Raw genomic sequence first — 13,040 nt, forward strand, 5'->3', positions numbered from 1 at the left:
ACCGCCGCGGCCGCATATCACCGCGGACGCAGCTCAGCGAACGGAAGCCGCCAGCGCCACGCCGACATTCACAAGCGCGCCGCGTCAGGCTGAACCATCAGCGCCATCGCCTGTGCGAAGCGACCGCAAGTGCCGCCCCGTCCGGCTGACGCTCCTGGTCGACATCGCCGAGCGGACCGCCATGCGCTGCGCCGCGATCGCCGCCCCCGAGCGGTGCGCCAGGCTGCCCCGGTGGCGGGGAGCGGTCGGCACGGTCAGTCGGCGACAGCCGGCTCCGGTGCGGCGGTGGAGGCGTCGCGTACGCCCATCCGCAGGTGCTCGACGTGGAACAGGGCCTGGTCGAGGAGCTCGGCGACGTGGTTGTCGTAGAGCGCGTAGACGATCGACCGGCCGTGGCGCTCGCCGGTGACCAGGCCGAGGTTGCGCAGCAGGCGCAGCTGGTGGGAGCAGGCGGAGGCTTCCATCCCGACGGCTTCGGCGAGGTCGCTCACAGAGCACGGGCCTTCTTGGAGCCGGGCCAGGATGTACAGCCGTGAGGGCGTGGCCAGGGCCTGGAGGGTGGCGGCGACGTCGGCGGTCCCGACCGTGTCGAGGCGCTCGCGCGCGGTGGCGTTGCTGTCACTGCCGGTTCCGTGGCCCATGGGGGCATCATACCGATGACACCTGAAGACCTATTCATGTATTCCTGTATGGTGGAGGTGCTGCCCCAGTCCGCCCTTGAAGGGTTGTTTTGTCATGTCTTCAGTCCTCGGCCAGCGGCCCGCGCCGCCCGCCGCCGACCCGCGGTCGGTGGCCCCGCGGCGCCGCACGCGGGTGCTGGCGCTGCCGGAGGCCCGGTGGGCGCTCGCTGCGCTGGTCCTGTTCCTCCTCGCTCTGCCCGTCCACCTGCTGGGCGGCCCGGCGTGGCTGTGGGGCACGCTGTTCGCCGCCGCCTACGTCACAGGCGGCTGGGAGCCGGGGTGGGAGGGTCTGAAGGCCCTGAAGGGCAAGACGTTGGACGTGGATCTGCTGATGGTCGTGGCCGCGCTCGGCGCGGCTGCCATCGGCCAGGTCCTCGACGGGGCGCTGCTGATCGTCATCTTCGCCACCTCCGGCGCCCTGGAGGCCGTCGCGACCGCCCGGACGGCCGACTCCGTGCGCGGCCTGCTCGACCTCGCGCCGACCACCGCGACCCGCCTCCTGCCCGATGGCGGCGAGGAGAGCGTGCCCGCCGGCTCCCTCGGGGTGGGCGACACCATTCTGGTGCGGCCCGGCGAGCGGATCGGCGCCGACGGCCGTGTGATCGACGGGGCCTCCGATGTCGACCAGGCCACCATCACCGGCGAGCCCCTGCCGGTGGCCAAGCAGGTGGGGGACGAGGTGTTCGCCGGGACGGTCAACGGCACCGGCGCCCTGCGCGTCCGCGTCGAGCGGGACCCCTCCGACTCGGTGATCGCCCGGATCGTGAAGATGGTCGAAGAAGCCTCCGAGACCAAGGCCCCCACGCAACTGTTCATCGAGAAGATCGAACAGCAGTACTCGATCGGCATGGTCATCGCCACCCTGGCCGTCTTCGCGATCCCGCTCGCCTTCGGCGACGAACTCCGGTCGGCCCTGCTCCGCGCGATGATGTTCATGATCGTCGCCTCGCCCTGCGCGGTAGTGCTGTCCACCATGCCGCCGCTGTTGTCCGCGATCGCCAATGCCGGACGCCACGGCGTCCTGGCCAAGTCCGCCGTCGTGATGGAGCGCCTGGGCCAGGTCGACGCGGTCGCCCTGGACAAGACCGGCACCCTCACCGAGGGCACCCCCCGCGTCACCGACGTCCACCCCGTACCCGCTTCCGGACTGGACGGAGACGCGCTGGTGGCGCTGGCCGCGTCGGCCGAGCACTCCAGCGAGCACCCCCTGGCCCGCGCGGTCGTCGCCGCGGCCCGCGAACGCGGCCTCACCCTCGCCGAAGCCGCCGACTTCACCTCCGAGCCCGGCGCCGGTGTCACCGCCACCGTGCGTGGCCGCACCGTAAAGGTCGGTTCGCCGGCCCGGCTCGCCACCGCCGTCGATGCGACGACCGGCCACCTGGTGCGGGCGCTCGAAGGCCGGGGCCGCACCGCCGTCCTCGTCCTGCGCGATGGCACACCGGTCGGGGTGCTGGGCATCTCCGACCGGCTCCGCCCGGATGCGAAGGCGACCGTTGCCGCCCTCACCACCTTGACCGGCCGTACTCCGGTCCTCCTCACTGGTGACAACGAGCGCGCGGCCCGCCATCTGGCGGCCGGGGTCGGCATCACCGACGTCCGCGCCGGGCTCCTCCCGCAGGACAAGGTCGCCGCGGTCCAGAGCTGGGAGGCCGAGGGGCGCAGGGTCCTGGTCGTCGGCGACGGAGTCAACGACGCCCCCGCCCTGGCCGCCGCCCACACCGGCATCGCGATGGGCAACGCCGGCTCCGACCTCGCCCTGGAGACCGCGGACGCGGTCGTCGTCCGCGACGAACTCGCCACCATCCCCGCCGTAGTCGACCTCTCCCGGCGGGCCCGCCGCCTCGTGATCCAGAACCTGGTCATCGCCGGGATCTTCATCACCGTCCTCGTCACCTGGGACCTGACCGGTACCCTCCCGCTGCCGGTCGGTGTCGCCGGACATGAAGGCTCCACGGTCATCGTCGGCCTCAACGGCCTGCGCCTGCTCCGCGAACGTGCCTGGACGAACCGCCTCTCCCAGGGCACCAAGTGAGCCACCGCACCCGCCGGGACCGTACGGCCGCCTCGGAGGGGGCGGCCGGTGCGGCACGGTGCACCGTCACCGTCTGCCGGGGCTGCTGCTGCGGCACCGCCGCCAAAGTTCCCCGCCTCGACCACGAAGCCCAGCTCGCCGAACTGCGCACCGCCCTGTCCGGGATCGCGGCCGTCCGGCGCACCGACTGCCTCGACGTGTGCGAGCGTGCCAACGTCATCGTGATCCAGCCCTCCGCCGAAGGACGCAAAGCCGGAGGCCGGCCCATCTGGCTCGGCCAGGTCAATGACCCCGGCGCCGCCGACATCACCGCCTGGGTCCGAGACGGCGGCCCCGGCCTCGCCGAGCCGCCCGGCGCCCTCGACCTCTACGCCTTCCAGCCCTCACGCCGCGTCCGTGCCGAACTCCACGACGAGTAGCCGCCCGCACACGGCCCCATGAACCCGCGCTCACCACGGCCCCAACGCCCTTCGAGCGCGCGGTTCCCCATTTCCATAAAATGTGAATATAGAAATGCTATGCTTCGAGCATGAGTCGTCAAGACGCCGCTCCTGGCGCGTCCGCCGCCATCGGGGCAGCCCTCTACGGCCTGGCCACGAGGGCCGCGAGACGCCTGCCCCGGGACATGAGCCTGACGTCCGCCGCCACCCTGGCCACCCTGGACCGGACCGGGCCGCGGCGCATCACCGATCTGGCCGCAGTCGAGGGCGTCACCCAGCCCGCGATGACCACCCTGGTCCGGGTGATGGAGGAGGCCGGCCTGGTCGAGCGGCGGGGCGACGCGTCCGACAAGCGGGTCACGCTGGTGTGCCTGACCGAGGCCGGCGCGTCCTATGTCCGAACGCGGCGCCAGGCGGGTGTCCACGCGTTCGAGCGGATGATCGGCGAGCTCACCGGCGACGAGGTCGAGGCGCTGGTGGCGGCCCTTCCGGCGCTGAAGCATCTGGCGGAACTCGAGAGCCAGGACCGCGAAAGGCCCAAGCAATGACTGGGCAGCCGGTCGGCGGGGGCAGGGTGAAGGCATTTCCGGTGGCGCGTTCCGAGGCGCGGCCGCTGGTCCCCGCCCTGGTGTTCATCGCTCTCGTCGTGGCGGCGGTCGCCAGCCTGGGGACGCCGCTCATCACCAGCGTGGCGACCTCGTTCCACGTCTCGCTCGGCAGCGCGCAGTGGACGCTGACCGTCGCGCTGCTCAGCGGCGCCGTCGCCACGCCGGTCCTGGGCCGGCTCGGAGCCGGCCCGCACCGGCGGGCCACGATCCTCGCCACGCTGGCGGTCGTCGTCGCGGGCAGCGCGCTCACCGTGCTGCCGCTGCCGCTGCCGTTCGCGTGGCTGCTGGTCGGCCGCGCGGCACAGGGCGTCGGGCTCGGGCTGACGGCGCTGATGATGGGCGTGGCCCGGGACCACCTCCCCGAGGAGCGCAGCGCGGCCGTGATCGCCCTGATCTCGGTGGTCTCGATCATCGGGGCCGGCGTCGGCTACCCGCTGGCCGCACTGCTCGCGGAGCTCGGCGGGGTACGGGCCGCCTACGGCCTCGGCCTGGTCGTCACCGCCGCTGCCCTCCTGACCGCGTGGCGCTGCATGCCCGAAGCCCCCGAAGGCCGCTCCGCCCATGTGGACGTGGCAGGCGCGGTCGTCCTGGCCGCCGCGCTGCTCCTGGTGCTGTTCCTCGCCGGCGAACGGAATCTGTGGAGCCGGCACCTCGCCGTGGCGGCGGGACTCGCCGTCCTCGCGGTGGTGCTGCTCTGCGTCTGGGTCGTCATCGAGCTGCGCGGCACGACGCCCCTGGTCGATGTACGGGCGGTGCGGCACCCGGCGGTCGCCGGGGCCAACCTCGCCATGTTCGTCGGCGGGATCGGCATGTACCTCCTGCTCACGCTCATCACCCGGTACGCGCAGACGCCGCACGGCGCCGGCTACGGCTTCGGGCTGACGACCTTCGTCGCCGGGCTGGTCCTCGTCCCGTTCTCGGTGCTGGGGTTCGTCGCCGGCAAGCTCACGCCGCGGGTCCGGACGCGGATCGCCGACCCCCTGCTCCTGGCCGGCAGCGCCGTCGTGGTCGGCGGCGGGTTCGCCCTGTTCGCGGCGGCCCGGTCGGACTCGGCCGAACTGTTCGTGGCGATGGGCGTCCTCGGCTTCGGCGTCGGCGGCTTCTCGGCCGCCATGCCCGGAGTCATCCTGGCCGTCACCCCCAAGAGCGAGACGTCGAGCGCCATGAGCTTCAACTACGTCGTCCGCAGCGTCGGGTACTCCCTGGGCAGCGCCATCGGCGGCCTGATCCTCGCCGCGGGCACCGGCCGCGGCCACCTCTTCCCCGACGACAGCGCCTACACCACCGCGGCGCTGGTCGGCATCGGCGCCATGGCGATCACGACGCTGACAGGCCTCGCTCTCGCCCGCCGGCGCTCGTCCGAGACCAACCCGTACGTCACACGCACTCATCCCCACACTGGAGGTTCCATGCCCAAGGGCTACTGGGTCAGCGTCTACCGCACCATTTCCGACCCTGAGAAGCTGGCCGCGTACAACAAGCTGGCCGGTCCGGCCGTCCAGGCCGGGGGCGGTCGGGTCCTCGTCCGTGGCGGTCGGGTCGTGGCGTATGACGCCGGAATCGCCGAGCGCACCATCCTGATCGAGTTCGACAGCTTCGAGCAGGCCGTCGCGGCGCGCGAGAGTGCGGCCTACCAGGAGGCGCTGGCCGCCCTCTCCGACGGCGTCGAGCGCGACTTCCGCATCGTCGAAGGCATCGACTGACCGAGGTCCGGTTTCGGATCTTCACTGGTGAGGGAGAAGTCCGGCACGGCGGCGAGGAACGGACCCGGGGTCCGGCACGGGCGGCGTCTTTGACGGCGATCCTCGGCGCAACAAGTCGTGGACCCGGCCCCCACGGGCGGAAGAGCCCCCCACCCGCCGGTGCGACCGCCTTCATTCAGGGGGCGGGTTTGGTGTTGTCGCGCCGTTCGAGGCGCGCCACGTTCTCCTGGTCCTCGGGGTCCGTGCTCGCCTCGGCGGTGAACCAGGCGTCGAGGATCTCCTTGAGGAGCGGTTCCGAGGTGAGGCGCAGGCTGAGCGCGAGTACGTTGGCGTCATTCCAGCGACGCGCACCGTCGGCCGTGTAGGCGTCGGTGCACAGGGCCGCCCGTACGCCGGGCACCTTGTTCGCGGCGATCGACGCGCCCGTACCTGTCCAGCAGCACACGACGGCCTGGTCGGCGTTCCCGGCGGCGACGTCGCGGGCCGCCGCTTGCGAGCAGGCGGCCCATTGAGGATCGTCACCGGGGTCGAGTGCCCCGTACGTCACCACATCGTGTCCGCGGTCGCGCAGTTGCCCGAGGAGGGCGCGAGCCACGGGTTCGTCCATGTCCGAGGAAACGGAGATCCGCATGCCCCGAGACTAACCGGCCGCGGAACGGACGGTCGCCGCGAGTCGCGCGGGGAAAGGCGGCCCCGTCATCCGCTCACGGCCGGTCAGCCCGCGTCGACGACCTTCACGGCGACCGGGGTCCCGGCCTCCACGGTGCGGCTGACCGTGCAGAGCTTGTCGTGGGAGGTCTTCACGGCGCGCGGCAGGATCGCACGGGCCCGGTCGCCGGCCTCGCCTTCCGGGAAGCGGACGGTGAAGGCGGCCTCCAGGTCCGCCATGAGGTTGCCGCCGGCGTCCTCGACTTTGTGGCCCTGGACGGCGACGGAGAACTCGGTGGGTTCGGCGTGCCGGGTGGTGGCGACGTCCACGTCGGCCGCGGAGCAACCGCCGATCGCGGCGAGGAGGAGCTCGACGGGGGTGAAGCCCTCGCCGGATCCGGTGCCGAAGGTGATAGTGCCGCCGCGGGAGTTGGTCGCGGTGAACATGCTCGGACCGGTCCGCTCAACGGTGACGGAGCGCAGGGAATCAGCAGTCATGCCATCGACGGTACCCCCCGCGTCCCCGCCACCTCGCACGCACCACGCAGCTCACAGGGGACCGCGGCAGGGCGATGTCGGTGCCGGGCGCTACCTTCTGGCCATGATGATTCCCGTACGGCTGCTCGATTCCGTTCCCCTGCCCGGAGGGGAAGGACTGACCAGTGGCTTCGCCCTGGAGTCGCGGAGTGAGGGCCGACGCCGTGCCCTGCTGCGCAGCGGTGATGTGCTGGAGGTGTATGACCTGGACGCGCTGTGGGCGGGGGAGCGGGCGCCGGTCGCCGCCTTCCCGGTTCCCTGGCCGGCTTGGACCAGCGGGGAGCACTCGGTGAGCCCGGACGGCTCCTTCGCCGTCTTCTCGGGCCAGCGGTCCGTACGCGCCGTCGGCGCGGACGGTGTGACGCTCTGGGTGTACGGACACGGGTGCTGGGACCAGGAGGTCGGGCACGCCCACTCCGGCGACGAGCAGCAGATCTGCCGGGACTTCGAGTCCGGTTCGTGCCGGGTCTCGGACGATGGGCGGCTCGTGTGGGCGCACGTCGTCGCGGAGGGGGAGTACGAGGAGTGCTGGGTCGTCCTGGACGCCCGGGACGGGGCCGAGCTGGCCCGCGTACCCCTGGACAGCGTGACCTCCGGCTCGAACCACCTCTCCCACCCCGACGGGGTCCACATGGGACTGGGCATCGGCATGGGCCAGGACGGAATCCTGCTGCACTGGGCGCGCTGGGACGGGCATACGGTCACCAGCTGGGACCTGAACGAGACGATGGACCGGATCCTCGCCGACGTCCACCCGGAACACGCGGGCTACCTGACGCTCGAGCACTACGGCTACGACATCACGCTGCACGCTCTGGACGGCACGGTACTGGCCACCGGACAGCCCGCGGCGGACGGCGCGGACGGCGCCGACGCCGACGCCGACGCCGACGAAGCCGAGGGCGAGGCGGAGGACCTGCCGGCCTGGGACTATTCCTGCGGTTTCGTCGACGGCGACACCGTCATCGCCACCACTACCGAGTACGACGAGGCCCCCGAACTCGCCCGCCACTGGCTTCTGGACGCCCACACCCTGCGCGTGCGCGGTCAGGTGGCCTACCCGCAGCCCGTCGACAGCCTGGCCCGCCCCCTGGGCGACGGCACCTGGCTCACCTACGACGCGAAGACCGCGGACCTGCACCGCTGGGGCATCACCGGCGACGTCACCGGGGCGTCCTAGCACCGCCGCCGCAGCGCCGCCGTCGCACCGCCGCCCCGGTCAAGGCCGGTGTGCGCGTCACCGCAGGCACCCCACGATCTGCACCGAGATCCGGGCGCTCCCGGTGAGCCCGGCGGCGGTGTCGGTCGCGGAGAAGACGAGCGGGTAGGTCCCGTCCGCCAGTAGCGGGACCAGGAACGTGCCGGATGCCCCGGCGCCGATCGTGACCGGCCCGTTCGGTCCGATGATCTGCCAGGTGGTGGCCTGGGGATCGGTGATGGACCGGTTGCCCGGGCGGGTGTGCGCCGTACCGGAGAACGACTCCTCGCAGCCGCGCCGGAGCTTGCCGCCGCCACCGGGCCGGCCGATGGCCACCGCCGGGGCCTGAGGCCGCGCGGACGGCGAGTTGCCCGGCTGCGTGGTGGGCGGGTGGTTCGGGTCGCTCGGCGTCTGGCCGGGTGTGGTCGGCGTACGGGTGGTCGGGGACGCGCCCGGCGACCCGCTCGGGCTCGGCGAGGGCGACGTACCGGAGGCGCCGGGGCTCGGGGTGGCGGAAGGCGCGGGCTTGCCGGTGGCGGGGCCGAGGTCCACGGCGGGCGGCAGGCTCGGGTGGATGAGGGCGGGCGGTGCGGCGCCCTTGTCCGGAGAGGTGGGCTCGGCGTCGATGGTGCCGCACACGGCGCTCGCGACCATCCGCTGGCTGTCGGGAACGGGGATGATGCGCACCTCCATGTCGCCGGCGCCGTGCGCGTGGTTGTCGAAGTAGCCGTCGCCCGTCAGGGTCTCGCCATCGGAATGCTCCAACCAGACCGTGTCGTGGTAGTCGGTCGCGGCCCGTTGCTGGTTGCGACCGGTGACGTGCCAGTCCTTCACCGGCCGTCCCGACGTCCCCGGCGTGGGCCCGTCCGCCGACGCGTACAGCCAGCCGTCACCGAGATAGCGCTGCGGGCCGTTGCCCTGCTCGTTGTCCGCCGGGAACTGGAAACCGCCGCCGAGTACCAGTTGGCCCTTGGGACACTTCACGGTGGCGTCCGCAGCGCCCCCCGCCGCGACCGAGACCGTGGCGGTGGCGATCGAGACGTCCTTCAGCCTGACGCAGACCGGCCGCAGCTCGACGGCGTAGTTCGCCTGCGGAGGCTGGGGGTCCAGGATCCGGGTCTTGCGCTCCACCGCCTCGGAGTTGAACAGCCGGAACGAGCCCGTGCTCAGTTCCGTACCCGGATTGACCGAGACCCTGAAGGTCGCGGGCATGGGCTTCCCGGATACGTCGTACGTGGCCAGCTTGTCCAGGGGTACGGGCGCCACACCTCGCCCGGGGACGTTGCGCGCCGCCCGGAACTCGACTCCGAGCATCGTGAAGCCGCCCGTGCACGTGGGTCTCGCTTCCGCGGTGCGGAACGCCCCCGCGAACGGGCCGTCCGTCGATAGGTCGTGGATGGGGCCGGCGTCATTGCTGGCGATTTTCGACCCATGGTCCTTGAAGGCGTGCGCCCGGTCCGTGAACTTCTCGTGCGGCGCGAACTCCGGCTTGGCGTTCACGCACAGCGCGTACGAGGTGAGGGTGACGGGTGCGTCCCCCGGGTTGTACGCCGCCGCCAGCCACGCCGAACCGACGAACTCGCTGGTCGTCGCGAAACCGCCGCCGTCGACCGCGTACCCGCCGCCGAGCGCGGTCTCGTGCTTCTCACACCCCGCCACGATCGCCTGTTCGCCGCCCGCGGGCACCTGCACCGACGCGCTGCGCTGCACGACCGTGACGTGCGGCCCCTGCGCGGCCAGATAGATGCCCGCGCCCACCCCGCCACTGACCACCAGCGCTCCGGCAGCGACCACGGCCGCCGTCTTCCCGCTGATCGCCCCGCCCACTTTCGCCAAGACCCCAGAGCTCATTTCCCCCGCCCCTCCCGCTCCTGTCCCAACTCCCGCCCGCGCGCAGGCGCGTGGGGCCGTGGGCAATGTAGCGGCCGAAAGTGTTCCCTCACAGGGGTACGGAGCCTCCTGAAGGTTCCAACTCTGTTACCGCTCCATCACTGACTGATCCGGAGCGCCGCCACCATGCCGCCGTCCCCTGCCGAGGGAGGAGGGAAGAGGGAAGAGGGAAGCGGCCACCGGCGCCACGGGGCCGCCGGCCGCGAGCCCTTGGGCCAGTTCCGCCACGGATTCGGCCACCGCCGCGCTGTGCGAGACCAGGACGATGCCCACCATGTCGGCGGGCCCCGTGCCGGCGGGCCCCGTGCCGGCTTCCGGCGCCGTCACCGGGACCCCTCTGCTACGTCGGCCAGGGCCGCCACCAGCAAGGCCGACGAGGTCGCGCCGGGGTCCTGGTGCCCCACGCTCCGTTCGCCCAGGTAGCTGGCCCGGCCCTTGCGCGCCAGCAGGGGGACCGTCGCCACGGCCCCCTCCTCGGCCGCGGTCCGGGCCGCCCCGTACGAGGTGGTGAGGGCCGCCACCCCCGGTACGAGCGCGTCCAGCATCGTCTTGTCGCCCGGCGCGGCCCCGCCGAGCGCGGCCACCGCCCGCACCCCCGCGTCCAGGGCACCGCGCAGGTCCTCGTCCGAGACCTCGACGGCGTCCCCGAGCTCCTTGCCCGTGCGCCGCAGCAGCGTCCCGTAGAGCGGCCCCGAGGCGCCCCCGACGGTGGAGATCAAGGTCCGGCCCACGCGCTGGAGCACCGCCCCCGGCGTGGCCGGGGGATCCGCCTCCAGGGCGGCCCGGACCGCCGTGAAGCCCCGCAGCATGTTGTTGCCGTGGTCGGCGTCACCGATGGGGGAGTCGAGCTCGGTCAGCCGGTCCGCCTCCCGTTCCACGGCGGCCGCGGTGGCCGCCATCCAGCTCAGGAAGAACTCTGTGTCACGCACCGGATCTCCTCGGTTCGTCCGTCACGGTCGGTCGCCCCCGCGTCGGTCCTCTCGGGCCCCGGCCTCCGGCCCCCAGCTCAACGGCCCAGCTCAACGGCCCACCTCGACGGCCCCTGCTCAACGGCCCCGCTCAGCGTCCCCAGCGCAGGGCCGCCGTCTGCACGGGTGCGTCCCACAGCCGCAGCAGCTCCTCGTCGGCCCGGCACAGCGTCACCGAGCACCCGGCCATGTCCAGCGAGGTCACGTAGTTCCCGACCAGCGTCCGGGCCACCGGCACGCCCCGGGCCTCCAGCACCCGCGCCACCTCGGCGTGGAACCCGTACAGCTCCAGCAACGGCGTCGCACCCATCCCGTTGACCAGGGCCAGGACCGGGCCGTCGCCCGGGCCCGACGCGGCCAGGTCCTCCAGCACGGCGCCCACGGAGTACTCCGCGATCTCCCGCGCCGTCATCATGGCGTGCCGCTCGCGGCCGGGCTCGCCGTGGATCCCGACGCCCAGTTCCAGTTCGCCGTCCGGCAGGTCGAAGGTGGGCGTGCCCTTGGCGGGCGTGGTGCAGGCGCTCAGCGCCACACCGAAGCTCCGCGATACCTCGTTGACCCGCCGCGCGAGCGCGGCGACCCGGTCGAGCGGGGCGCCCTCCTCGGCCGCCGCCCCGGCGATCTTCTCGACGAAGAGGGTGGCGCCCGTACCGCGCCGCCCCGCTGTGTACAGGCTGTCCGTCACCGCGACGTCGTCGTTGACCAGGACGCGCTCGACCCGGATCCCGTCCTCCTCGGCCAGTTCGGCGGCCATGTCGAAGTTGAGGACGTCACCGGTGTAGTTCTTGACGACGAACACCACACCCTGCCCGGAGTCCACGGCCTTGGCGGCCCGCAGCATCTGGTCGGGTACGGGGGAGGTGAACACCTCGCCCGGGCACGCGGCCGACAGCATCCCGTACCCGACGAACCCGCCGTGCAGGGGTTCGTGCCCGGAACCTCCGCCGGACACCAGACCGACCCGCCCGCCCTCGCGCGCGCCCCGGCGTACGACGACCCGCCCCTCGACGTCCACGTCCAGGTCGGGATGGGCGGCGGCCAGCCCGTGCAGGGCATCGGCGACCACCGTCTGCGGACTGTTGATCAGCATGTTCATCAGATGCCTCCCGGTGGCGACGGGCGGACGTGCGGACGAGTGCCCCCGCACCATGCACGCCCCGTACCCAGTGTGCCGCCCCTCCACGCGCATGCGCCAAGGGGTGCGCACCCGAGGTGCGCACCCCGCGCCGAGAGGCGTTATGAGAGACAATCTGATGGGAAGGACCCCTTTGCCGTATCGGCGGTCCGCCGCTCGAGGGCGGCCCGTCCAGAGTGGCGAGACCCGCCTGACGTGGCGAGACCCGCCTGACGTGGCGAGACCCGCCTGGCATGGCAAAACCGTCCAACGTGGCACAAGAGGACTCGGGGCAGTCGAAGCCGGCCTTCGCGTCGGCGGGAAGCGGAACCCATGACTGAGCGCCTCAAGGGATCGGGGCTGGTCGGCGAACTCTCCGCCGAATTCGCCGGCACCATGATCCTCATTCTCTTCGGTTGCGGCGTGGTGGCCCAGGTGGTCGCCGGAGGAGGTTTGACGAACCCCCCGGGCGGCCTCGGCAACCACGACAGCATCGCCTGGGCCTGGGGTCTCGGCGTGACCCTGGGCGTCTACGTCGCCGCACGGCTCAGCGGCGCCCACCTGAACCCAGCGGTCACCCTCGCCCTGGCGGCGTTCAAGGGCTTCCCCTGGAAGAAGGTGGCCCCGTACGCGCTGGCCCAGACGGCCGGCGCCTTCGTCGCGGCCCTCATCATCCGGTGGAACTACACCGAGGCCCTGGGCAAGGTGGACCCTGGTCACACCATCAAGACGCAGGGCGTGTTCTCCACGCTCCCGGCCAACGGCAATCCGAACCTGCCGGTCACGGAGTGGGGAGCCCTGCGGGACCAGATCATCGGCACGGCGATCCTGCTCCTGCTGATCCTCGCCGTCACCGACCTGCTGGGCACGCCCCCCGGCGCCAACCTGGCGCCGTTCATCGTCGGCCTGATCGTCGTGGCCATCGGCATGGCCTTCGGCACCAACGCCGGGTACGCGATCAACCCCGCCCGTGACTTCGGACCCCGCCTGGCGAGCTTCCTCACCGGGTACGGCGGGGCCTGGCGGAACCAGTACGGGCACTTCTATTACTGGGTGCCCATCATCGGCCCGCTCATCGGCGGCCTGCTGGGCGCGGGCCTGTACAAGTTCTTCATCGGCAGGTTCCTGCCCACCGCCGAACCGGAGCCCCCGGGACGGGTCCCGGCCCCGGACGAGAGCTGACCGCACCCCCGCCGGGGCGGCCGTGAGACGACCCGCCCCG

General features: G+C 72.5%; 13 protein-coding genes. 6 read left to right on the plus strand and 7 right to left on the minus strand.

Annotated elements, in window-relative coordinates:
- Positions 1-254: 254 nt before the first annotated feature.
- Positions 255-641, minus strand: a complete 387-nt coding sequence (locus tag ABT084_RS18285) for an ArsR/SmtB family transcription factor (protein WP_351044605.1) — start codon at positions 639-641, stop codon at positions 255-257.
- Between the two features lie 94 nt (positions 642-735).
- Between ABT084_RS18285 and ABT084_RS18290 the strand changes: the two genes are divergently transcribed.
- The 4 genes from ABT084_RS18290 (at position 736) to ABT084_RS18305 (ending at position 5,463) form a co-directional block, all read left to right on the plus strand.
- The gene (locus ABT084_RS18290; RefSeq protein ID WP_351044608.1) at positions 736-2,712 is read left to right on the plus strand and encodes a heavy metal translocating P-type ATPase; all 1,977 of its coding nucleotides are present in this window, start codon (positions 736-738) and stop codon (positions 2,710-2,712) included.
- The gene (locus tag ABT084_RS18295; protein WP_351044609.1) at positions 2,709-3,131 is read left to right on the plus strand and encodes a (2Fe-2S) ferredoxin domain-containing protein; all 423 of its coding nucleotides are present in this window, start codon (positions 2,709-2,711) and stop codon (positions 3,129-3,131) included. Before ABT084_RS18290 ends, ABT084_RS18295 begins: the two co-directional genes overlap by 4 nt.
- A 206-nt stretch (positions 3,132-3,337) precedes the next feature.
- Positions 3,338-3,700, plus strand: a complete 363-nt coding sequence (locus ABT084_RS18300; protein WP_351044765.1) for a MarR family winged helix-turn-helix transcriptional regulator — start codon at positions 3,338-3,340, stop codon at positions 3,698-3,700.
- 41 nt (positions 3,701-3,741) lie between these two features.
- On the plus strand, positions 3,742-5,463 hold the full coding sequence (locus ABT084_RS18305; protein WP_351044612.1) for an MFS transporter: 1,722 nt from the start codon (positions 3,742-3,744) through the stop codon (positions 5,461-5,463).
- A 175-nt stretch (positions 5,464-5,638) separates the two neighbouring features.
- Here the strand turns inward: ABT084_RS18305 and ABT084_RS18310 are convergent, their stop codons facing one another.
- Both ABT084_RS18310 and ABT084_RS18315 read right to left on the minus strand, forming a co-directional pair.
- Positions 5,639-6,094: an RpiB/LacA/LacB family sugar-phosphate isomerase gene (locus ABT084_RS18310; protein WP_351044614.1), complete on the minus strand. Its 456-nt coding sequence runs from the start codon at positions 6,092-6,094 to the stop codon at positions 5,639-5,641.
- An 83-nt stretch (positions 6,095-6,177) separates the two neighbouring features.
- Positions 6,178-6,609: an OsmC family protein gene (locus ABT084_RS18315; RefSeq protein ID WP_351044617.1), complete on the minus strand. Its 432-nt coding sequence runs from the start codon at positions 6,607-6,609 to the stop codon at positions 6,178-6,180.
- A gap of 103 nt (positions 6,610-6,712) precedes the next feature.
- Here ABT084_RS18315 and ABT084_RS18320 point away from each other — a divergent pair, with 103 nt between their 5' ends.
- Positions 6,713-7,828, plus strand: coding sequence for a hypothetical protein (locus ABT084_RS18320; RefSeq protein ID WP_351044620.1), 1,116 nt, complete (start codon positions 6,713-6,715; stop codon positions 7,826-7,828).
- A 57-nt stretch (positions 7,829-7,885) separates the two neighbouring features.
- Here the strand turns inward: ABT084_RS18320 and ABT084_RS18325 are convergent, their stop codons facing one another.
- The 4 genes from ABT084_RS18325 to dhaK form a co-directional block, all read right to left on the minus strand.
- A complete protein-coding gene (locus ABT084_RS18325; RefSeq protein WP_351044623.1) occupies positions 7,886-9,682 on the minus strand; it encodes a hypothetical protein in 1,797 nt (598 codons plus the stop codon).
- Positions 9,683-9,823: 141 nt separating this feature from the next.
- Positions 9,824-10,063, minus strand: coding sequence for a PTS sugar transporter subunit IIA (locus ABT084_RS18330; RefSeq protein WP_351044625.1), 240 nt, complete (start codon positions 10,061-10,063; stop codon positions 9,824-9,826).
- Entirely contained in the window at positions 10,060-10,665 is a 606-nt protein-coding gene (gene dhaL / locus ABT084_RS18335; RefSeq protein WP_351044627.1) for a dihydroxyacetone kinase subunit DhaL, read from the minus strand. The genes ABT084_RS18330 and dhaL overlap by 4 nt, the downstream gene beginning before the upstream one ends.
- Before the next feature lie 130 nt (positions 10,666-10,795).
- On the minus strand, positions 10,796-11,800 hold the full coding sequence (dhaK, locus tag ABT084_RS18340; RefSeq protein ID WP_351044630.1) for a dihydroxyacetone kinase subunit DhaK: 1,005 nt from the start codon (positions 11,798-11,800) through the stop codon (positions 10,796-10,798).
- A 351-nt stretch (positions 11,801-12,151) separates the two neighbouring features.
- On the opposite strand from dhaK, the gene ABT084_RS18345 reads away from it, so the two are divergent.
- Positions 12,152-13,000, plus strand: a complete 849-nt coding sequence (locus ABT084_RS18345; RefSeq protein ID WP_351044633.1) for an MIP/aquaporin family protein — start codon at positions 12,152-12,154, stop codon at positions 12,998-13,000.
- The last annotated feature ends 40 nt before the right edge of the window (positions 13,001-13,040 follow it).

The sequence above is a fragment of the Streptomyces sp. NPDC002138 genome (assembly GCF_040296485.1).
Lineage (GTDB): Bacteria > Actinomycetota > Actinomycetes > Streptomycetales > Streptomycetaceae > Streptomyces.